22 protein-coding genes are annotated in these 22,328 nt (G+C 41.1%); 15 read left to right on the top strand and 7 right to left on the bottom strand.

The features are described 5' to 3' along the window. Nucleotides 1–79: 79 nt before the first annotated feature. Nucleotides 80–1,969 carry an acetate--CoA ligase gene (gene acs / locus WN948_RS07515; protein ID WP_342306387.1) on the top strand — a complete coding sequence of 630 codons (1,890 nt, stop codon included), beginning with the start codon at nt 80–82 and terminating at the stop codon, nt 1,967–1,969. Nucleotides 1,970–1,990: 21 nt separating this feature from the next. On the opposite strand, the gene WN948_RS07510 is transcribed toward acs, so the two are convergent. Continuing rightward, the gene (locus tag WN948_RS07510) at nt 1,991–2,854 is read right to left on the bottom strand and encodes a hypothetical protein (protein ID WP_342306386.1); all 864 of its coding nucleotides are present in this window, start codon (nt 2,852–2,854) and stop codon (nt 1,991–1,993) included. A gap of 210 nt (nt 2,855–3,064) precedes the next feature. Between WN948_RS07510 and WN948_RS07505 the strand changes: the two genes are divergently transcribed. The 8 genes from WN948_RS07505 to WN948_RS07470 all read left to right on the top strand — a co-directional run bounded on the left by WN948_RS07505 (nt 3,065) and on the right by WN948_RS07470 (nt 10,300). Next, complete coding sequence (locus WN948_RS07505; protein WP_342306385.1) at nt 3,065–3,856, top strand: nicotinate-nucleotide pyrophosphorylase; 792 nt, start codon at nt 3,065–3,067, stop codon at nt 3,854–3,856. 197 nt (nt 3,857–4,053) lie between these two features. Beyond that, on the top strand, nt 4,054–4,323 hold the full coding sequence (locus WN948_RS07500) for a thioredoxin domain-containing protein (RefSeq protein ID WP_342306384.1): 270 nt from the start codon (nt 4,054–4,056) through the stop codon (nt 4,321–4,323). Nucleotides 4,324–4,443: 120 nt separating this feature from the next. Continuing rightward, nucleotides 4,444–5,430 (top strand): MBL fold metallo-hydrolase, encoded by a 987-nt coding sequence (locus WN948_RS07495; protein ID WP_342306427.1) that lies wholly within the window; start codon nt 4,444–4,446, stop codon nt 5,428–5,430. An 87-nt stretch (nt 5,431–5,517) separates the two neighbouring features. Beyond that, entirely contained in the window at nt 5,518–5,931 is a 414-nt protein-coding gene (locus WN948_RS07490) for a hypothetical protein (protein WP_342306383.1), read from the top strand. 51 nt (nt 5,932–5,982) lie between these two features. Next, nucleotides 5,983–7,755, top strand: coding sequence for a ribosome biogenesis/translation initiation ATPase RLI (locus WN948_RS07485; RefSeq protein WP_342306382.1), 1,773 nt, complete (start codon nt 5,983–5,985; stop codon nt 7,753–7,755). Between the two features lie 172 nt (nt 7,756–7,927). Beyond that, nucleotides 7,928–8,506: a TetR/AcrR family transcriptional regulator gene (locus tag WN948_RS07480; protein WP_342306381.1), complete on the top strand. Its 579-nt coding sequence runs from the start codon at nt 7,928–7,930 to the stop codon at nt 8,504–8,506. 113 nt (nt 8,507–8,619) lie between these two features. Further along, complete coding sequence (locus tag WN948_RS07475; RefSeq protein WP_342306379.1) at nt 8,620–9,426, top strand: DUF1638 domain-containing protein; 807 nt, start codon at nt 8,620–8,622, stop codon at nt 9,424–9,426. Between the two features lie 16 nt (nt 9,427–9,442). Next, complete coding sequence (locus WN948_RS07470; RefSeq protein WP_342306378.1) at nt 9,443–10,300, top strand: DUF1638 domain-containing protein; 858 nt, start codon at nt 9,443–9,445, stop codon at nt 10,298–10,300. Between the two features lie 71 nt (nt 10,301–10,371). Here the strand turns inward: WN948_RS07470 and WN948_RS07465 are convergent, their stop codons facing one another. Next, the gene (locus WN948_RS07465; RefSeq protein WP_342306377.1) at nt 10,372–11,163 is read right to left on the bottom strand and encodes an alpha/beta hydrolase; all 792 of its coding nucleotides are present in this window, start codon (nt 11,161–11,163) and stop codon (nt 10,372–10,374) included. A 158-nt stretch (nt 11,164–11,321) separates the two neighbouring features. Between WN948_RS07465 and WN948_RS07460 the strand changes: the two genes are divergently transcribed. Then, complete coding sequence (locus WN948_RS07460) at nt 11,322–12,152, top strand: AIM24 family protein (protein ID WP_342306376.1); 831 nt, start codon at nt 11,322–11,324, stop codon at nt 12,150–12,152. Nucleotides 12,153–12,187: 35 nt separating this feature from the next. On the opposite strand, the gene WN948_RS07455 is transcribed toward WN948_RS07460, so the two are convergent. Genes WN948_RS07455 through WN948_RS07435 form a run of 5 tightly spaced genes read right to left on the bottom strand, consistent with a single transcriptional unit; the run spans nt 12,188 to nt 17,674 of the window. Continuing rightward, nucleotides 12,188–12,520, bottom strand: a complete 333-nt coding sequence (locus WN948_RS07455; protein ID WP_342306375.1) for a hypothetical protein — start codon at nt 12,518–12,520, stop codon at nt 12,188–12,190. 12 nt (nt 12,521–12,532) lie between these two features. Beyond that, nucleotides 12,533–12,949: a hypothetical protein gene (locus WN948_RS07450; protein ID WP_342306374.1), complete on the bottom strand. Its 417-nt coding sequence runs from the start codon at nt 12,947–12,949 to the stop codon at nt 12,533–12,535. Between the two features lie 20 nt (nt 12,950–12,969). Next, the gene (locus tag WN948_RS07445) at nt 12,970–14,805 is read right to left on the bottom strand and encodes a hypothetical protein (protein ID WP_342306373.1); all 1,836 of its coding nucleotides are present in this window, start codon (nt 14,803–14,805) and stop codon (nt 12,970–12,972) included. A gap of 26 nt (nt 14,806–14,831) precedes the next feature. Next, nucleotides 14,832–15,932, bottom strand: a complete 1,101-nt coding sequence (locus WN948_RS07440) for an ABC transporter permease (protein WP_342306371.1) — start codon at nt 15,930–15,932, stop codon at nt 14,832–14,834. Then, nucleotides 15,929–17,674 carry an ABC transporter gene (locus WN948_RS07435; protein ID WP_342306370.1) on the bottom strand — a complete coding sequence of 582 codons (1,746 nt, stop codon included), beginning with the start codon at nt 17,672–17,674 and terminating at the stop codon, nt 15,929–15,931. The genes WN948_RS07440 and WN948_RS07435 overlap by 4 nt, the downstream gene beginning before the upstream one ends. Before the next feature lie 198 nt (nt 17,675–17,872). Here WN948_RS07435 and WN948_RS07430 point away from each other — a divergent pair, with 198 nt between their 5' ends. The 5 genes from WN948_RS07430 to WN948_RS07410 all read left to right on the top strand — a co-directional run bounded on the left by WN948_RS07430 (nt 17,873) and on the right by WN948_RS07410 (nt 22,314). Beyond that, a complete protein-coding gene (locus tag WN948_RS07430; RefSeq protein WP_342306368.1) occupies nt 17,873–18,682 on the top strand; it encodes a mechanosensitive ion channel family protein in 810 nt (269 codons plus the stop codon). A gap of 86 nt (nt 18,683–18,768) precedes the next feature. Further along, a complete protein-coding gene (locus WN948_RS07425) occupies nt 18,769–19,683 on the top strand; it encodes an ABC transporter ATP-binding protein (protein ID WP_342306367.1) in 915 nt (304 codons plus the stop codon). Nucleotides 19,684–19,764: 81 nt separating this feature from the next. Continuing rightward, complete coding sequence (locus WN948_RS07420) at nt 19,765–20,262, top strand: MarR family transcriptional regulator (protein WP_342306366.1); 498 nt, start codon at nt 19,765–19,767, stop codon at nt 20,260–20,262. Next, nucleotides 20,255–21,712, top strand: a complete 1,458-nt coding sequence (locus WN948_RS07415) for an MATE family efflux transporter (RefSeq protein WP_342306365.1) — start codon at nt 20,255–20,257, stop codon at nt 21,710–21,712. Before WN948_RS07420 ends, WN948_RS07415 begins: the two co-directional genes overlap by 8 nt. A gap of 110 nt (nt 21,713–21,822) precedes the next feature. After that, a complete protein-coding gene (locus WN948_RS07410; protein WP_342306364.1) occupies nt 21,823–22,314 on the top strand; it encodes a CAP domain-containing protein in 492 nt (163 codons plus the stop codon). Nucleotides 22,315–22,328 lie beyond the last annotated feature (14 nt).

The following is a 22,328-nucleotide window of genomic DNA, read 5'->3' as shown; positions in this document are numbered from 1 at the left end:
AAAAATGTCCGATTGACCTGGAGTATACTTGAGGTCATGGCGAATACCTCAACGGTAAATAATAATGAAGGGAGTAAACATGTCTGAGAATTTTGATGTCAAGCTGGATAGTAAAAGCTATCTTCCCGATCCTTCTGTAAAGAAAAATTCCTGGTTGCAGGATTATGAAACTGCCTACAATGAGTTTCTAAAAGATCCTGAAAAACACTGGGAGAATGTTGCAGAAGAACTTGAATGGTTTAAGAAATGGGATAAGGTAAAGGAATGGAACCATCCGAATGCAAAGTGGTTTACAAATGGCAAGTTGAACATCACCCATAACTGTCTGGACAGGCATGTGTTCAATGGCAAAAGGAACAAAGTAGCAATGATCTGGGTCGGTGACAATGGTGAGGAGCAAATTCTAACATATCGCCAGCTTTATCGTGATGTCATGAGATTTGCCAACGGCCTGAAGTCACTTGGAGTAGAAAAAGGTGACAGGGTATGTATCTATATGCCGCTTGTTCCCGAGCAGATCATCGCAATGCTGGCTTGTGCCCGTATTGGTGCTGTACATAGTGTCGTGTTCGGAGGCTTCGGTGCCAATGCGTTGCATTCCAGAATAAAGGATGCACAGGCAAAGATCGTCATCACAGCAGATGCAACTCTTAGGCGTGGAAAGCGCATAGACCTCAAAACCCTGGTGGACGAAGCTGTTGTCAACGCTTCATGCGTGGAAAAGATCGTGGTCCTCAGAAGAATGACTCCGCAGCTGGAACTTTTCTCAGAGATAGAAGTTGATTTCCATGAGATAATGGATAACGTGGAGAAAGAGTGTGAGCCAGAGGTCATGGATGCAGAGGACCCAGTTTTCATTCTCTATACCAGTGGAACCACAGGTCCTGCAAAGGGAATAGTTCATGCATGTGGTGGGTATATGGTTGGTACCTATTATACTACAAAGAACATGTTCGACCTGAAAGAGAACGATGTCATGTGGTGTACCGCAGACCCCGGTTGGATCACAGGTCATAGTTACATTGTCTATGGTCCTCTTTCAATGGGTGCAACGATTCTGATCTCCGAAACAACGCCCGACTATCCTGACCCTGGTGTCTGGTGGAACATGATTGAAGAGTTCGATGTGACTGTCTTCTATACAGCACCTACGGCGATTCGTATGTTCATGAGAATGGGCGAAGAGTGGCCTGATCAGTATAACCTTAGTTCACTGCGTGTACTGGGTTCGGTTGGTGAGCCTCTTAATCCTGAAGCATTCGAGTGGTATTATCGTGTCATAGGCAAGGAGAAATGCCCTATCCTTGATACATGGTGGCAAACAGAAACAGGTATGCATATGCTTACAACAACGGTTGGCGAGCCGATGAAACCTGGATTTGCAGGAAGGGCTGTTCCTGGTGTTATTGCTGATGTCGTGGATGAGCATGGCGAACCTGTCCCTGCCGGAACAGGTGGTTTCCTTGTCATAAAAGAACCATGGCCTTCCATGATGAGAACAGTTTACGGTAATGATGAGAGGTATGATCAGTATTGGAACACTATAGGGAACTATTACACCGCAGGCGACCTTGCAGTAAAAGATGAGGATGGATACATAATGATCCTGGGTCGTTCTGATGATGTCCTGATAGTTGCAGGTCACAACATCGGTAGCGCTGAGGTGGAAAGTGCTCTGGTATCCCATGAGGCAGTAGCAGAAGCAGCTGTCATTGGAAAACCCGACCCACTCAAGGGAGATTCCATCAAGGCTTTCATTATATTGCGTATGGGTTTCAGTCCCAGTGACAAGTTGAAACTGGAGCTTCTTTACCACGTAAGGATGAACCTTGGCCCTATAGCAATGCCATCAGAGGTCGAGTTTAGGGACTCTTTGCCAAAGACTCGTAGCGGAAAGATAATGAGGCGTTTGCTCAAGGCACAGGAACTTGGACAGGACCCAGGAGACATTTCCTCACTGGAGGATTAATCTCCTCCTTTCATTTTCTTTTTAGTCTGTCCTGTCTTTTGCCATTAAAATAGCTATTAGTGCAAGTATCAGGATTCCAGTGGTTGATGCGAAGCCCGGTGATTCTTTCTCTTCTGATTCGTCGATGTCTTCAATAGTTTCCTGAATGCCATCTTCTTGCTCATCTACAAGTTCAGTTTCATTTTCCTCAGTTATTACTTCATAGTCTACAAAGTCACTTCCACCATCAGGCACAACTTCAGAGCCATAATATGTAACTTTATTGACAGCATCTTCACTGGCAATAAAAGTGATATTAGTTTCATTTATTATTGTCCTATAAAACCATGGTCTTCCATTTAGAGGAGTTGAGAAATTATCAGAGTATTTTTGTGCTATATTCGTTGAATCCTGTGAAGATACATCTTCATAAAAATGAATTGCAAGCTTTACGTTTCCGTCCTCAGCTCTTGCCCACTCAGGAACATCCAACCCATAATTATAGTCATACTTGTTCTCCACAGGGATCTCGCCCATCCACCTCAGTCCGCTTTCTGCAGGCAGGTCGGCTGCTGTCAGGTCAGCAGGCATTGAACATATAAGAGTACGCCTAGCAGCAACACCTACACGTAGAACCCCATAGTTTTCTAGCAATTCTAGTTGTTCTTCATTAGGAGTTTCATAAAACTGGAACATCATATATTTTCTGGAGTTTCCGTTTTCCAGAGTAGAATTGTCATTCAAGTTAGCGCCAAATTCCATCGGTTCTGGTGTGTAAACCTCGCCACCGTAATTTTGGAAAGTATATTTGTCAGAATCGTTCGTTTGACCTGCACTTGCAACTGGGGTGCACAATGCTATCATCAGTAAAAATACAATGACCAGCTCAACGTTTTTCTTAAACATCGTATTCATATCCTTTTAATTCTTAATTTCATCCAGCCTGACCGGAAAATATGTGTAATTTAAAGAAATCATTCTTTAGAATACAAAACATAGCAAAGTCTATATATTTATACCGAAAATTGTTTGATAATTTCCTGTTTATTTATCGAAAACACAGAAATAGTAACAGTTATGAAGTATACACTACTTTGATTAGTGCAGGTGATTACTATGGTAGACTTTTTTGATATTTATCTTTCAGAGGATTGTCCTTACGGCGATGAGACCACAGAGCTTCTTGAAATAGAAGGTGATGGAAGAATTCGTATAAAGTCAAGAGAGCACGGGGTTGCTGCATGTATGGATGACCTCGCGGTTTTTTACAAAAAGAACGGTCTTGAAGTCGTAAACATGGTTGAAAATGGTGCGGAGTTCAACCCTAACGATGTTATATTTGAGGCTCAGGGTGACCTTCCTACACTTTTCAAACTCTGGCGGATATCGCAGACCTTCCTTTCAATGGTATGCTCCATTGCATCAAAGACTCGCTTTGCTGTCGAGCTTGCAAGAAAATCAAATCCTGATATAATGATAGCCACAAGTCGCAAGACTCATCCGGGCTTTCGTAAATATGAGCTCAAGGCTGTAAAAACAGGTGGTGGAGATCACCATCGTAATTCCCTTAGTGATTCTATTCTCATAACGCAGAACCATCTGGATGTCATGGATAAACAGGTAAAGCTCAAGTCAATGCGCAAGATAGAGATAGAACCACGGACCACAGAAGAGGCTTACGAGTCTGCTCCGGTGGCTGACATGCTTCTGTTGGATCACTACGAGCCACAGGATCTTGAGTCACTTGTGCCAAAACTGCGCGCACTCAATCCCAATCTGGAGATTGCAGTTGGTGGAATAAATATCGGCATGATCCCTGAATATGCAAAATATGTGGATGTCATTGTAACCACAGCACCTTACTATTCAAAGCCTCTTGATTTGACTTCTAAAATAAGACGTACATGATTATATAAGGTGGACGTAAACTTTATATGCAATTATTCACATGGTTGTGTGTGTAATTCGCATTACCATCTTAAAGAGGTTTGTGTCTTTAGGGGACTTCGGGCGACAAGAACTCTCTTTCAGGCATGGTGATGTGTGGTATCGATAAACAATACTTTATAATTAATTCATTGATTATACAATACAGAGGTGCTTATATGAGCAAAGTGGAACTTTTAGATTTCAGTGCAACCTGGTGTGGACCATGTAAGATGCAGAAACCTTTCCTTGAAAAAGTTGAGGCAGAACTTGGTGACAAAGTTGAAGTTAAGGAAATTGATGTAGATAAGAACCAGGAGCTTGCAAGAAAGTACAGCATCCAGGCGGTACCTACTCTCGTCATTCTAAAGGATGGTGAAGTAGCAAAACGTTTTACAGGGCTTACAACCGCAGCTATTCTAATCGAAGAATTAAATAAGGTGCTTTAAGCACCGGTTCTTTGTTTTTAATTTATTTTCCAACGTATTTTTTGAAAAAACGTAAATACCTTAAGATCAATCCGGTTTCGAGGGTTTAGAAAATTGAAGGAACTGGTCGATCTTGGTGTAATGGTTTTCAGGGAGAAGAACTCCCGTGGCTCTTTCAAGCCGCACCTTTCTATTAAGTTCAAATCTGTTGAAGGCGACCTTGTCACATTTTCTATTGATACTACAAGGACTGCTGGGAAATACCAACAGCCTGACGCTTATCTTATTACTCATGCCCATTCCGATCATAATGGGAAATCCGCAATGCTATCCGAGCGTGCCATATGTTCGGAAAAGACTGCTCTGGCTCTTGAGATTCGCCACCAGCGCAAGTATGCAGGCAGGATGTTCAAAGTTGGCGAAACTATAGATGTCAAAGGCGTAAAAGTGCAGACTTTCCCGAATTTTCACACAGTCGGCTCAGTAGCATTTATGTGGGAAAATGAACTTGGTACAAAGATACTTGTGACCGGTGATGTAAAGGATGCTTCCATGCTTCCTCATTGTGATCTTCTGATAACCGAAGCCAACTATGGGGATCCCGGAGATACAACCTGTTATTTTGAGGATGACCTCACAGGTTTTGAGAATGCCTTCAAAGCCAATCCTTCTATTGCTTTTGGAGCCTATGCATTCGGCAAGGCACAGAGGGCTGTGGAACTACTCAGGGAACTTGGTTATGATGGAACAATAGAGATGGACGATCAATCACTTTCACTGACCAGGGCTCTCCTTGAGGATTCCGGGGAACTTGCATGTATCGGAGAAACCTGCGGAGATTGTATAAGTGTCGTTCCTCCGTGGGACCTGGGTAAACTGCCGTCTCATATTTCTAAATATGTCATGACCGGGCGCAGCGATTATCGCTATCCTGCAATCCAGATAAGTGATCACCTGGATGCCAGGGGGCTTGTGGAGATGGTAAAGGACATAGACCCTGAATTCACGGTTGTCTATCATCCCAATGGACACCGTCCCGGAAGATTTGCAAAACATCTCGATTCCATCGGATTTAATGCTCTTTCCACGGACATGATCACTAATATATTGAGCAATGAATTTGTGTGATATGCCGTCTGGCAGGATAAACATTTATATAAGTATTGGTTTTTATAGTACTCACACTATCCAAGTTGAACCAGGAGATCAGATCAATTGTCAAAATCATCCAAAAAAAAGCAATCAGAGGCTTCATCTAAGCAAGAATCCACTGATATTGCGCAACCAGCTCCTACTTCATCCGGCTCCGGGAAGGTCACATTTAAGGTGAAGACTCCGGAAGAAAGGAAAATAGCTCACATGGAGGGTATCATCAAAACGGCAGTTGCAGCTATTATCGGTATAATAGCGGGTATTCTTGCCTACATACAGCTTGGTATTGCTGATGACCCCACTGTGAAATGGTATGCAATACTGACCATCATTGCTGCACTTTCCTTCTACGCAATGAAACTGGTATTCCCACTATTCAAGATCAAAGTAAAGGAATTCGGCTTTAAGGACTGGTTCTATGTTGAGTTCATCGTTATAGATTTCTGTCTAGTAACATGGACACTGCTCCTTAATTGATCTTCTCTTTTTACCTTTATCTATTATATTTATCACTGACAGGGATTTTACATGCGAATTGCTATATTGAATAAAGACAGATGCCAGCCAAGACGTTGCAGTCATGAATGTGAAAAGTACTGTCCTCGTGTAAGGACCGGGGACGAGACTATTATTTTCGGAGATGATGGTAAGCCAGTAGTATCCGAAGAACTTTGCGTGGGCTGTGGTATCTGTGTCCACAAGTGTCCTTTTGAAGCTATAATGATCATTGGGCTTCCTGAAGCCCTTACAGAACCAACCCACAGGTATGGTCAAAACGGATTTGCCCTCTATGGTCTGCCAATCCCACAGGTTGGCAGGGTCACTGGTATCCTCGGACCCAATGGTATCGGTAAAAGTACGGCAGTCCAGATACTTTCCGGCACTCTTGTACCAAATTTCTCACAGGAAAGCGGCAATTGGGATAAAGTACTCGAACACTATGCCGGTACAGCTCTCCATGACTATTTCAGCGATGTTATAGACGGCAATATCAAAGTTTCCCAGAAACCACAGTATGTGGATATGATTCCCAAGGCTTTCAAGGGAAAGACCAGCGAACTTCTTGACAAGACTGATGAAAAAGGGAACCTCTCAGAACTGGTTGAGCGTCTCAACCTTTCACATGTCCTTGACCATAAGATAACGGAACTCAGTGGCGGTGAACTTCAGAGGGTAGCTATTGCCGCATGTGCTGCAAAAGATGCTGACTTCTACTTCTTCGATGAGATAAGTCCTTATCTTGATATTTACCAGCGTATCAATACAGCGCAACTAATTCAGGAAATTGCAGAAGAAAAAGCCGTACTTGTTGTAGAGCATGACCTTGCTATACTTGACATGCTTGCCGATGTTGTGCATGTTGCATATGGTGAACCTGGAGGCTACGGTGTGATGACCCACCCTAAAAGCGTGCGTGTTGCCATAAATCAGTACCTCAAAGGTTACCTTCCTGAAGAGAACGTGCGTGTGCGTCCTGAAGCCATCAAATTCGAGGTTCATCCTCCAAGAGTAGGGGCTGATATTAACACTCTTGTGGATTATGACGGCTTTTCCAAAAAATATGGTGAGGGATTCTCTCTTTCAACCGATGACGGTTCACTAAAACAAGGAGAGGTTCTGGGAATAGTAGGTCCCAACGGTATAGGTAAATCCACATTCGTCAAGATACTTGCAGGAGAAGTGCAGCCGGATGAGGGTGAACTTGACCTCGACATAAAAATATCATACAAACCACAATACATCAAGGCTGACACGGCTATTCCAGTTCAATATTACCTGCGTGGTCTGTGCAACAGGTTCGACACAAGTTATTATCAGTCTGAGATTGCCATACCCCTGCAGATAGAACGACTTTACGATCACCTGATTACAGAGCTCAGTGGTGGAGAACTCCAGAGGGTAGCTATTGCAGCATGTCTTTCACAAGATGCTGACATGTACATTCTTGATGAACCAAGTGCTCACCTTGACGTAGAACAGCGTTCAATGGCGACAAAAGTGATCAAGAGGTTTGCAGAGAACAACCGCAAGACTGCAATGGTCGTTGACCATGATATCTATATGATAGACATGTTAAGTGAGCGTCTTATAGTCTTTGAGGGTGAACCTGCAGTTTACGGTAAAGCACATTCTCCTTCAAGCATGCAGGATGGCATGAACAAATTCCTGGCAAACCTCGACATAACATTCAGACGCGATGAAGATACTTCCCGTCCAAGGGTAAATAAACAGGATTCCAGGCTTGACAGGGAACAAAAAGCCAAAGGAGAATATTACTACCACAATATTCTGGATGAGTAATTTCCTTTTTCTTTTTTTATTTCTTTTTATTCTGTTTTCATTCAGGAATTGTTAAATTCAATATCTTTGTTTTTGATTATTGTTTTTTCTTTCACAATTACTTACTAATCAATAAGTATTTAATGATTAGATATCATATGTAATTATGTATATAATGGATGCGTGTGTTGCTATGAAATATATGAACCAGACTAATCAACAGATACTTCATTATGCAAGGATTTTTTTGCAAAGCCGGGGTTATCATGGATTCAGTTACAAGGATATTTCCCAGAAACTGGGAATTAAAAATGCTGCCATTCATCATTATTATCCCAAAAAGGAAGACCTAGTTGCCGCCCTGCTTGAAGAGAGCAGAAAGAACATAGTGGGAGATGTTTTCCAGATAGCATATTCAGGGGGTTCTGAGCAGGAGCAGCTCCAATACTATTTTGATTTTGCATTGAGGGAGTTTGATGAAGGGAAAAGTATCTGTCCTCCTGGTTCTGTGATCCTTGGTTTTGAAGAGCTTCCGGAAAAGGTTAAAATGCAAAATATGTTGCTACTTGATGATATATTGTCCTGGCTAACCGAGGTTCTTAATGCCGGTCGGGAGCAGGGGAAGTTTAATTTCTCCGGTCCGGCGGAGACGCGTGCGGAAGTAGTCTTTGAGTCTCTGCTGGGTGCCAGGCAATTATCCAGCATCAAGGGGAGAAAAACACTTGTAAGGTCTATCGCTCTGATCAAATCAGATCTTGCTTGGAAAGATTAATTTTTTTTCTGAAGCATAACTTACTTATATGTAAGTAGCATATCTTTATATGCTCAATTTTTCCTTAAAGAATTGGCCACCATGTTACCCACCATCATTGAGGAGACATTATAATGAACACCATGAGTATTATTTCATGTAAAATACTTCAGGATGAAATTGTCTGGCTTTTAAGCAATGATCCTGAAATCAAGAAAATTATAATAGTAGAAAATAAAGATATCCAAGAGTTTACTGAAAAACTTGCTGAACAACAAGTCTGCTATGATATTGTTCCTTTTGAAGAGATGCCACCTATTATTGAAGCCGAGAATGGGGATGAACTAACTGTTGTGGTTAACATTCTGGAACTTGGACTTCACATGGTGCCAAAAAACCTGAAATCTGAAGTCTATCAAACCATAAGGGAAATGATACCATTTTCCAGCGGAATCCTCCTTTTTTACGGTCTTTGTGGTAATGTTCTGGGTGATGTAGAGAAAGACTTCTCTATGGAAGAAGATGGCTGCACAGTACGGATACTTAGGGATAATGATGATAGAATCGTAGATGACTGTATAGGGGCAACTGTAGGTGGTTGTGCAAACTACTTGAAATTGCTGAAAGAAAACAGTAAAGAGCCTGCTTTCTTTCACACACCTATGTTTGCTCATGCATGGAAAGAGTTCCCTCTCACAGGGTACGATTTTGATTCAAATCCTGAAGAATTCGTGAAGCTGACAAAAATGATTAGTGACCTTTCTGGATATTCAAGAGTTGCAAAGGTCAACACTGGTCTTAATTATGTAAAGGACTTTGATAAAAAGGTAGAAGAACATGCAAAGTTGTTCGGATACAGCGTATTCGAGATTAGCGGCAATCAGGAAATATTTGAGAAATGTTACCATTCCATCAAGAACGAAATAAGTAACAGTAACTAATGAAACTGGTTTTGCTATGCCTGTCCTGAGTATACTTGCCTGTGAAATGCTTGAAGATGAACTCGTACATGTTCTCTCTAAAGATCATGGTATCAAACAGTTGTACTTAGTTGAAAATACGAATAGCTTCAGGTTAACAAGAAAACTTAAGTCTAAAGAACTTCACCCATTGGTATTTCATTTTGACAGGCTACCAGACATCGTTACAGAAAATGAGCGCAATATCTTTTTAGACCTCATTCTGCGCTTTTCAAAATTTGATTTTCTTAAAAATATCCATGCTGAACTTAAAGCAAAGAAGGATGAACAGCTCATTATTGTGGTAAATCTCCTGTCAAAGAACCTGCATGCTGATCTGGATCGCCTGCACTCTGAAGTATGTCGTAATGCTAGGGAAATGTCAAAAATATCTGATGGAATCCTGATTTTTTACGGGAAATGTGCTTATAGTTCTGAATCTGAGGCTGACTTAAAATCACTTGAGTGTCCTGTCTATTTCCTGAAAGACAATAACAAGGGGGTTGCGGATGATTGCATCAGTGTGGCCCTCGGTGGAAATAGCAGCTATACTGAAACAAAAGTCAAGTGGGGCGGGAAAGGTTCTATATATACGACTCCAATGTGGAGTTTCAGTTTTCAGGAATGGCTGGATGGATCAACACCAGAATTCAATGATATCAAAAAATATTTTGACAATCCGGAATATGAACAAGTTTTCAAGATAAATACTCCGTCGCTTACAAACAGTGATTATGACAGATCGGTTTCTGATTTTGCAAAGTACTTTGATATGAATGTCATTGAAGTCAAAGGTACAATGGAACTGTCGTTTGATTCTTATATGAATGCAAAGGCCGGTGTCTGCAAAAGATAGGAATTAAAAGACCGGACCATCTGTTTGGTTAAGGATCCGTAAGTTTTGTTTCTTCTTCTTTTTCCATTCTCTCACAAAAGTTCTTTTTGGATTACCTGGTAAAACTTTTCTGAAGCATGTTTTTCCTGCCAGGGATAATGTCCACAGTTCTCCAACATGGTAAACCTGAAGTGTTTTAACCTCTTTGAAAGAGGGGCTTTTACTCCTTCAAAAGGATGTGGGTCATGATTCCCATGAATTGCAACTACAGGACATTTTATGTGTTCTCCCATATCAAGCAGTTTTCCGCTTCTTCTCAAATAACTGGCTTCGTTCCATATACTTCTATTAACATCATGCATAAACCCTGCATTTGCTCCTTCATAAGGCACAAGATCAAAAGAATCTGCAGCTGAGATAAGTTTCCCGAATTTTGCAAAGACATGATTTTTATTTGCCACAGATGGATCACTCATACTTGAGCTAAGATGCAGGTACTCTTCTATTTCGCTTTCACTCATGCGTTCAAGTCTTGTTTGCATAACTGTGGAGGCATACCTTTCTTCAAAAGGTCCGCTTGCAACAAGTATCAGTTTCTTCACATAGGAAGGGTAATGTGCGGCAAACATAAAGGCAAGCCATGCACCCCAGGAATGCCCTATCAGTGAAACAGGCAGTTTCCCATTTTTTTTCAGCATTTTTCTCAATTCCCTTATCTGCCCTTCGATACTCATTGATGTCTGCAGTGGTTCCAATACTCCTGTCATTGACCTGCTTGAAAGTTCAATGGCCAGTTCTGTCACCGTTCCCGGCGCTCCGGGACCACCATGGACGACTGCAATTGTGTATGGTGCTGTTCCGTGTTTTCTAGGATTTGGGTTCATGCTTAATTTCAGGGACCTTTATGGGTTGTCAGACTTTATATCTCAGTCATGGATTAAAAAAGGATATGTTTATATATTATATATCTATAAATATATTATAAGTTAGCGCCAATGCTGATGCGTCTTGGTGCTGTTTTTCTTCTGGATGTGGTATTATAGTGGAAACAAAATTCTATAACAATATAACTGTCCTTGACAGTGTTGACAAAGGTGATTTTAAAGCAGAGATCCTTCAGTACAATTCTTTAACCGGAAGCAAGGACCCTGCCATTGCAAGGAACCTGCATTATACACAGATGGCAGGTATGCATCTGAAACAGGTAAAAGTAACCTTGAATGATAGTGGCGTTATAGTCGAACCCGGTGCTCTTTATTTTCACAAAGGAAATATTGCATGTGATGCCAATATAGGTGGCGTTGGCGGTCTTGCAAAGAAGATGCTAAAGAACAAGCTTACAAATGAGTCTGCTTTCAATCCTCTCTACAAAGGTACAGGCGAGATATTCCTTGAACCCAGTTTCAGTCATTTTCTGGCAGTAACGCTGGACAATGGTACTATTATTGTAGACAAGGGTATATTCTACTGTTCCGAGTCATCTCTGGAAGTTGGTGTTGCAAGCCAGAAGAACATAACTGCCGGTTTATTTGGCGGCGATGGCTGGTTCCAGACAAAGATCAGTGGCACAGGCACATGTATTCTTGAAAGCCCGGTTCCCATGGGTGAAATATTGAAATATACACTTGACAATGAAAGACTTCAGGTTGACGGAAACTTTGCTCTTTTAAGGTCTGATTCAGTAAAATTCAGTGTTGAAAGATCCGGAAAAGGCATTGCTGGTAAACTAACGTCCGGCGAAGGTCTCCTGCAGACATTTGAAGGAACAGGAGCCGTATGGCTTGCACCTACGCAGCCTGTTTACAATTCCATTTCTGCAGGTAGCATTTCATCACTGGCTGCTGCACCTTATAACAGGAATAATCCAGCATAACATGGGCCTTAGCCTCCTTTATTATTCCTTTTTTCTCAGCCCTGTTCATTAGCTTCATAATTTCTGGCAAAACTAAAAGCCTGATATATGTTGTACAGCCAGAAAACGATCAGTATCAATATAGGTATTACAAGATATGATGCAACAATCAGTATAAACGCAATTACAAAATAGTAAGAACCTCTGGCAAAATCTCCGTTGTACATCTGCCCAAGTCCAGGGAATACCAGGGAATAGAGTGCGGATCTCCATGGCATTGGTTTATGTTCTTCGTCTTCCTCTACATTTATAACATACTTCTCTTCTTCATCTGTCAGACTTATTCCCCCATAACTATGTAATAGGGTATAGTTCCCTTTGCATAACAATTTTGCCAGATGTTAATTACGTTTCAGAACGTTATCTTTTACTTTTTCGATTGCAGAAGATGTATTTTGTAGTACGTTTCCAAAAGTTTCCATATTTTGACTATTGCCTGTACTTCCTTTCTTCATCTTTGCACCCTTTCCAAGATACCATGTCAAAAACTCAGTGTACAGTATTATTCCTATAAGGGTGGACCAGAGCATTAGCAATATGTGGAAATTGTTTATGGGTACAAGTCCGTTTGCAAGGAGCATCTGTCTGTAAGAAAGGAAAGCTATTGAAGTTCCTGGTATTAGGAGCATAAAAAAAAGGGGTGTAATGAACAGAATAATGAGTGCAAGTCTGGAAGACATATTGATCAGAACAAAAAGTACTAGCACGGCAAATAATGCAAAAAGCATCCCTGATCCTACAAAAGCTAGAATTCCCATAGTCTTTTTCTCCTGTCAGTTTATTTCGTTTGTTTATATTCTCTGATTATATATAAATATATGAAGCCAGGTACAACACCAATTAAGAGGAAAAGGCTGACAAATGAAGATGCTAAAAAACCTGCAGCTTCAACCCTTGTGATCTCAGGCTCTGTTGTTGCAGTCTCATCACTATTTTCAAAGGAGCTATCATATGGCTCATTATAGCTGCTTTGTTCAATGTAGATTTCATCTTCCACAAGAGCATCATCAATGTAAAGGAAAGGTTGAGCTGAAACAGTGTTTTCTTTTTTCCCCTCTTCGTCTGTAGTACTCAGTTCGGTCATAGGCAGGTAGTATTCTCCTGCTCTTTCCGCCCGTACAATGTAAGTGAACTTCCTGGTCTCTCCTGCTGTCAGTGTTCCAGCCCACTTGTAATCTCCTTCGATGAAAGTGAGTTCATCAGGAATGCTTTCCTTGTAAGATACTTTAAAAGCGTTATCACCTTCATTAATTACTATAATAGTGACATTTATTTCCTCTCCCACAAGCATATAACTGGAACTGAGTTCTTTTTCTACAATAACCTTCGAGCCACTTACGTGAAAGAGCGTATCAGTTTTCTCAGAGTCCAGTGTGTAGGTTTCCCCTCCATCTTTCCATATCACTGTTGCAGGCATGAATATGAAATCCCCAGGTTCTGTAGGTGATACAAAGTATTCTATTGTCTTTGTGCTTCTGGCATCAAGCAATACTGCCCATTCAGTAGTTTCTATATCATTGGGAATAAAAGATGCAGGCAATTCATCTGTGACTGTGACAGCTGTCTGGAAGTTTGCCTTATTCTCAAGAGTAATAATTATCTGGAAGTACTGTTCGGTTCCAAATTCAGGATTTTCAGATGCTTTTTCCCTTGTAATTATCTCTTTTTCGATGGATATGTACGGTTTGACGTTCACTTCTGTCGAGATTTCGTTTCTATATTCATTTCCTCTGTAATCATAGCCCTGAACTTTTGAAATTATACTTATGTTCTTACCTACGGGTTCACTTTCAGGTCTAATCTTGATGATGAATTTTTTTTGTTTCCCGGCTTCGAGTATCGAATGTTGCTGAGTTGCTTCTTCTACGTATCCGTCATCACATTCCGTAGTCAGTATCATCCCATGCAATGGTATTGTCCCGTTGTTTGTGACCAGAAGTTCATATTCCACGTACTCATCTGGTTCATAGCTATCTTTTACATCTGCAGAATCTAATTTTATATCAGGAGCTCCCGGTTTTAGTGTCTCTATAAACACTTCTTTTGTATCCTTTTTCAGATATACTACATTGATCATGAACTCATCAGAGAATTTCTGATGGTCTCCTGTTTTATAAGTTCCTTCAAACTTGTTGCCATCATACTCTCCTGATATTGCTGCCCCATCTTCATTGATATCAGCAAAGATGATCTTGTATTTATCTCCTGTTAGCGTGTCACCTGTTCTGAATGATGTCTTTGGAATGTCAGTGACCCATACAAGTTCAGATTTTTGTTTGTATATTTCCAGTGAGACTTTCTCCTGGCTTATGGCAAGTACGTTGATCTTGAGCTCACCGTTATAGATATGCTCGCTGTTCAATTCACTATCAACCTGAACAGCCTCTTTGAAAATGGAGTTCCTGTATACCAACAATGTAGCTGAGGATTCATTATCGACGTTGATCTCATGTATTTTTATAGTGAAGCCTTCCAGGTATGCTCTTTCGGCAATTCCCAGGTCGTAGGAACCCTGGAAAATCCATATGTTCTCCTCCCTGATTCCATAAGCGCTTACAGGTGCAATAAGAATTAGCAACATTATGATTGCTGAAAGGAGCTTTTTTGTTGGCATTATTATCATCTATATATTTGTATGTTTTAAATGTTATGTGCTTCTTTCTTGACTGCAATCACCATTGAGGCATACAGAAATATGGCCACAAGGATATAGATCCCCATCCATGTCCAGCTTTCCAGTGCTCCTATGCTTTCTATAGAAAGACGGGTAACCAAGTTCAGTGGGGAGTTCGTGAACAGGTAAGAGGCCATGAACAGGAAGATGAGGATAAGTGAGTACAGTAGCTGTGCAACTCCTCTTTCTCTGAACAGGACTGCGATTATAGTACTTGACAGTACAAGTACAGCAGCGATAACTGTCACAAGTAGTAATATCTGCAATGAATTTTGTATCGACACCCTGTTCATTGACAGCAGTAGCATCCAGACAAACGATTGCAGGGGAACTATCAATATTGCCAGTATCACCTTTCCATTAATGATGTCAAGTATGGATGCCGGAGACACAAGGAGCATATCCATGGTCTTGCGCTCGTATTCCTCTGTAATGAAATCAATTATCAGTCCTCCTGATATGAATGCCGGAGTGAATACAAGCAAGGGTAGGAGTGCTACGTAAATGAACTCAAAGTAGGTGGAAGATGTTTTGATACCTCTTTCTATTATGTTGAATTCTATAGGTGTATATCCGGGCAATCTCTGCGTCCTTACATCCCTCACACTCTGCTCGTACATCTCAAGTGGTTCCTTAAGCTGAAGGGAAACAACAGTTGCCTTTATTTCTGATTTTGGCAGGTATATATCTACGTTGAGCAGATCAGTTCCAGTAGAAGTCCCCAATGGAGCCACAATGATCGCATCTAACTTATGGTCATAGAAATCTGTATATGCTAACTGGAAGTCGTGATAAAGATATGTCCTGACATTGCTTTCCTGTAATATCTTATAAAGCTCATTGTCCTGGGTTCCAACCACAGCAATGGAAGTTCCTTCCAGTTCCATATCTCCCAATGTGCTTGGGTCATAGAATGAAGTAAGTCCGATAACCAGGAAGGTTGCGAACGATGCTATGAAAAGCTGGATTATAATGGCAAGTATGAATGTCTTTTCACTCATGAGCTCTTTGAATTCCTTTTTAGCTATGGTCTTCACTTTGCTGCATGAATTTCCGAATTTATTCAAAAGAACAGCCCCCTTAGGATTATCATGTTATACAAACTGTGGAAAAGGGTTGCAAGTACTACGGCTACCACGTAATATCGTGGTCCTTTTTTGTACATTACCAGTGAGCTGATGAGAACTGTTGTGATATGCAGGAACAATGGTATCAATAGCAAAGTGCCCATTGTCATTACTGACCCGAAGGCTGAACTTGCAATTGGTGCCAGTGTGAGGACAGCAACAGCTTTTTCCCCTACGAAGAATCCTGCACCTGATAATATGGAATACTTTATTGCGTTGCGTAATGTGATGTCAGCTATCTTCCTTTTAAAAAGTGTGTAGATACCAATTGACTTTACAAGCTCTTCCGCCATTGCGGACATCAGGATCATTGCTATTATCGAATAAGGCACAGGCAAATTGAAAAGCATGACTATGAGCATCAGTTGTGCCATATAGACAAAAGGAATGAATATTACGCTAAGCAGGAATACAGAACCATACGGATATGAAAGGAACAGTTCGAAGCAGTCAACTATTTTTCCGCTGATGGATTTTTGTGTGAACAGGTCCTCTTCCCTGAAAATGAAGGTTCCAAATGCATATACTGAGATTGCTACGAAGTAGAATGGCAGGGTTGAGAAAAGATATGTGTTTATCAGCACTTCCTCGTTCTCAATGAGCCTGACTATGAGCGTTATAGGGGAAATGGAACTGATGGCATGGATATTTGCAAACATTGCAGGGAAGAACAGGTATCCTGATATGATCACCGACAGGAATACACTTGCAAAAGTTAGTTCCTTAAAACTTCTGGAAAGGATGGCACTGTAGAATGAAAGTGCAAAGAAGAGAAGGACTACAGGGAATATGGCTGCAAGTACAAGCAATACTCTCTCTACACCTGCAAAAGTTGACGGTATGCCGATTATGTATAGAGTTATTGCTGTCTGGATAGCCATTGTGATGAAAAGATAGGGGATAGTTTTCCCAACCACAACATCTATGCCACGCAAGGGTGCAGCAAGTACAAGTTCTCCCTTCTTGTTTGTACGCTCATCCATCAGGCTGGTGGAGTAGAATTGTGAAATGAAGTAAATTGGGAATATGAACAGGAATGCATAAAGTATGGCCGTGAATGGTATGGGTGGTGAAAAGTTGGAAGGCGTGGATATTGTCTGCCTTTCAAAGAAGGTCTTCCCTTCCATGGCATCAAGAGCTGCGATATCTTCCGGGGAGATAGTTGATGAGCCAGTTCTTACGGATCCACTTCTTTCCTGCTCGTTTGTGGCACCAGTGCGGGGTACATCTTCAAGATCCGCAGGTCCGTTGGCTCCTTTTTTAATGCCATCAACAGTTTCCTCAGCTCCTGCCAGCTGGAAGTTCTGCGGTCTTTCCAGATCATGGACAGTGACCCATACAGGGTGGCTATTGTTAACATCATTATATGAGGTTAGAACCACTTCGCGATATGTTTTAAAAGTACTGTCCAATGAATCGCCCGCAGCCGCTGCTTTACGAGTATCCCCCAGATATACGTTGTTTCCTATGATGGCCATATCAGCACCATATTCATAGTAGCTACCTGCAGTGAATCTGTCTACAAGAATATGATCGAATCTCTGATCGGTTTCGATAACAGGTTGTACTTCAGGCTGTGAAATAGCTACAAGATATATTTTCTGGTTCATACTCATCCCTGTCTGGGATGCAGCATAAGAGGCAATTATTACCAGTATCAAAGATAATATGAGCATGATCATGGATCGTGCATCGAATTTAAGTTTTGATCTAAAAAATTCCCATTTTGCAATAGTGAACCAAGCAGGCATCATCATTTTATTACGCGCTTATTATATTAATATATATTTCTACACTTGCTATATAATTACGAAGGGTTATATGCAGGCAATTGTCTACTTTTATATGATTATTTACTAATAATACACAGGAGTGGTAGATTGGTAGACATTTTAGCTCAAACTATACCTTATACAGAGATAACGATAGCAAACATAGTATTTGCACTGGTGATTCTGATTGCAGGTCTTCTTGTTGCCGGAATTCTTTCCGGTATGTTTAGTAAAGGCCTGAAAAAGACTAAACTTCCTGAGCTTGTAACTGAATTTCTCGTTCGTTTCCTGCGTGCGTTGCTCTATGTGGGTGTATTGCTTGCAGTTGTGAGCACCCTTGGAATCGATACAAGCTCTGTGGTCGTAGGTCTTTCAGCAGTTATTGGACTGGTGCTTGGCTTTGGTATGCAGGATTCACTTAACAATATGGCTGCAGGTGTGTGGATAGCATCCCTGAGACCTCTTGACAAAGGAGAGTATGTAACTGTGGATGGTCTTTCCGGTACAGTTCATGCAGTTGGTATCATGGCGACAGAACTCCTTACTCCCGATAACCAGTTTATCACATTGCCTAACAAACTTGTATGGGGCAGTCCTATTGTAAATGCGACCCGAATGCCTACACGCAGAGTTTCAGTTGATGTTGGTGTGGGTTACACTACGGACATTCCAAAAGCTGTACAGATCGCTCTGGATGTCATCAAACAGGATTCCCGTGTGCTTGCTGACCCTGTAGCAGCAGTTGTTACCGCCGAACTGGCAGATTCATCTGTAAATCTACAGCTTCGTGCCTGGGTCAATACCCCTGATTTCTGGGCTGTGAAAAATGACCTGACAATAGCTATACATGCGGCGTTTGGCAAGGAAGAGATTGAGATTCCCTTCCCACAGCTGGATGTACATATGTACAAGAATTAAACTGTCTTCAGGCATAGTTGATCTGCAACTATGCTTTTCCTTATTTTATAACATTGTTTATATATAGTGAAGTATATATTCTTTTTGTGGAACCTGGTGTAATCGAAGTTAATGGACTCAGGAAGGAATACGGCGATTTTGTTGCTGTTGATGACCTTTCTTTCTCAGTGAGCAAAGGGCAGATATTTGGAATAGTTGGTCCAAACGGTGCTGGTAAAACCACAACGTTAAAAATGCTCAGCAGTCTTGTCAGGCCAAGTACCGGCAGTATTTATATGAAAGGTCTGGATATCTCAAAGGATGCTGTTGAGATAAAATCATTCCTTGGTTTTCTTCCAGAAGAGTCTCCTCTCTACGAGGGTATGAGTGTAGAGGATTATCTTCTCTTCTTTTCAGAGTTATACTGCATTCCAAAGGACCGTGCAAAGAAAAGGATACGTGAACTTCTTTTTGATCTTTCTCTCAATGCTGACGGTAAAAAGATAGGTGATCTTTCAAAAGGAATGAAGCGTAAAGTTGCCATAGCTCGTTCTCTTATCAATGACCCTGACATCCTGATATACGATGAACCGGCATCAGGCTTAGACCCAATGACTTCCCGTTATATCACTGATTACGTACGCTCACTGAAAAAATCCGGGAAAACCATCATATTCAGTGCTCACAATCTCTTCCAGGTTGAAAGTCTCTGTGACAGGATACTTATTCTCAAGGCAGGAAAGCTGGTAACATTGGGTACTGCTGAGGAAATACGAAAGAAATATGGCAAGATACAGTATCGTCTTGAGTTCAAAGTGGACGGTATTGAAGAGTACTCCATCTCCGAAACCAAGATAGTGGACGATAACTATGTCGTTACAACCAGTGACATTGATGTGGTTAACCAGACTACCAAATGGGTTGCATCCAGAGCTGGGGACATAGTGGAGATGCGAACTATTGTACCTTCCCTCGAAGAGATCTTCCTTGAACTTATGGGTGTTGAACTTTTTATAGACTGATATTCTCAAATTATTGCTGTTTTGGAGAATGCTTTTTTATAATATAGTTGAGTATGCAACAATTGCAAACGCAACTAATAGGTGGTAGTTCTGACACATCCCGTTAAACATGAAAACCTTTGTAGCATTAAAAAACATGAATCCATAGGTAGGGATATATCTCACCTTTTCAGGTCGATCAATATATATCTTTCAAAAGAGCTGGAACCATATGGCATTGGAAGTGGACAGTTCCCTTTTTTTAAGCTTTTAATGTATCATGAAGGAGTGAGTCAGGAATCACTTGCCAGTTCATTGAAATATGATCGTGCAACCATCACCCGCTCTGTTAACAAACTCGAAGAAATGGGCTATGTTATCAGGAAAAGGGACCCTTGCGATAAACGTGCCTACTGTGTCTACCTTACTGATAAAGGGCGCGAAATGAAGCCTGTGCTGATCGATATAAGCTCAAAGCTCAATGATGTACTCTTGCATGGCTTTAGCACTGAAGAAAAGGCTATGTTTATTTCCATGATGGAAAAAGCTGCCAAAAACATAGCATCTGAAAACGAAATGAAGAAGGCTTCAAATGAATAATACTACAAATAATGAAAATGAGGGACCTGCATTTGAGACTCCAAATGCAACTTCCGGAATGAAAGCCATGTTGGGTGACCCGAAAAAGGCTATAATTAAATTAGCATTACCAATGATGCTTGGTATGTCCATCCAGACATTGTACAATCTTGTAGATACTTTCTGGGTTTCCGGCTTGGGTTCGGATGCTCTTGCAGCAGTGGGTTTTGTATTTCCATTCTTCTTTATTATCATTGCATTGTCAAACGGCCTTGGGGTTGGTGCCGGTTCAGCAATATCCCGACGGCTTGGTTCAAGGGATAAAATAGGTGCGGACAATGTTGCAGTTCATACGATGATCCTGATGGTTTTGATGTCTGCTGTTTTCACTATAACACTCTTCACATTTGCAGAGCCGATATTTGCTATGATAGGTGCCGGAAAGACAACTGCAATGGCGACATCTTATGGTCGTATTATCTTTGGAGGCAGTATCCTCCTGTTCTTTACCAATGTTGCAAATGCGATACTTCGCAGTGAAGGTGACACCAAACGAGCTATGAATGCAATGATATTTGGTTCCATTCTGAATATAGTACTTGACCCGATTTTCATCTATCAGTTCAAGATGGGTGTTGCGGGTGCTGCATGGGCCACAGTGATATCAATGGGAGTGACTGCAGTTCTGATGTCCAGCTGGTTGTTCTTCAAAAAAGATACTTATTTATCCTTTGATTTCAAGGATTTCAGTTTTGAGCGGGGAATTCTCAGGGACATATCCAAGGTTGGCATTCCTGCCACTGTACAACAGGCATCTATGGCACTTATGATGCTTGTAATGAATGTCATCATAATAGCTGCCAGTAATACCGATGGAGTAGCTGTTTACACTGTTGGATGGCGTGTTGCAACCATAGCTATTGCTCCACTCATTGGAATTTCAACAGCAGTTGTAACGATGACTGGTTTTTCATACGGTGAAGGTTCATATGACAAAGTCTCCTTCGCTCATATATATTCAATGAAGATCGGTCTTCTTGTAGAAACAGTCATTGCTTTTTTTACATTCATACTGGCTCCTCAGATAGCTTACGCATTCACTCTTTCAGAAAGCGCTTCTCATATCACAGATGACCTTATTATATTTCTGAGGATTATTTGCATATTCTATCCCACAGTATCTCTTGGTATGCTCTCTTCGTCTCTTTTTCAGGGAGTTGGCAAAGGACTTTATGCGCTTGTTGCAACAATTGTGCGTGCTGTCATATTCGTACCAGTGTTCGCTTTGTTTTTCGCTTTTAATCTGAATATGGGGCTTATAGGTGTTTGGTGGGGCATGGTCGTAGGTAACATCCTAGGTTCGTTGTTCATTTTTGTGTGGGCAAGAGTTTACGTGGGGAAATTGCTGGAGACTGAAATACAAGCAGAGTCCCAGCATAAATTATCTGATCATGAAGAACTAAGGGCATAATGCCCTTATTTTTTATAGGTCCCTTTACTTTCTCTTTTTTTTAATACAATATTTATATATGCCCTCGAATTTATTTTTGCATAATCTGTTTATGGGGTTATTTGATCAATATGTCAACGTTAATGAAAATTATCTTCCTGGTCATCTTATTCAGTATTTTGACCGGGGTTACTGGTGCAATAAATGAATATGCTGAAGAGGAGCAGCAGATGCTTGACCTTATCAACGAGGAAAGAGCATTATATGGCCTTGAACCATTTAGCTTCAATTCAGTCTTGAACGATGCTGCAAGTGAGCATAGCAAAGAGATGATCGAAGAAGATTATTTTTCTCATGATTCCTATGATGGAACTTCTTTTTCGGAAAGATTGAGCAGTACAGGCTATGATATCGTGTACGCGGGTGAGAACATTGCTTTGCATTATCCTCCTGACCTTATCGCAGCTCACGAAGGCCTTATGAATTCTCCGGGACATAGGGCGAATATACTTAAGAGGATTTCGATATTCCCTCATTTTAGATCATTAAAGTATTCAAACTCAATTATATCCTCTCATTTTTTATCATTTTGTTTATTTCTCTTCATTAATCCTTATTTTTAGTATAGCTTCCGCTA

Source organism: Methanolobus sp. ZRKC5 (genome assembly GCF_038446525.1).
Lineage (GTDB): Archaea > Halobacteriota > Methanosarcinia > Methanosarcinales > Methanosarcinaceae > Methanolobus.
This window is presented reverse-complemented; position numbering and strand designations above follow the sequence as displayed.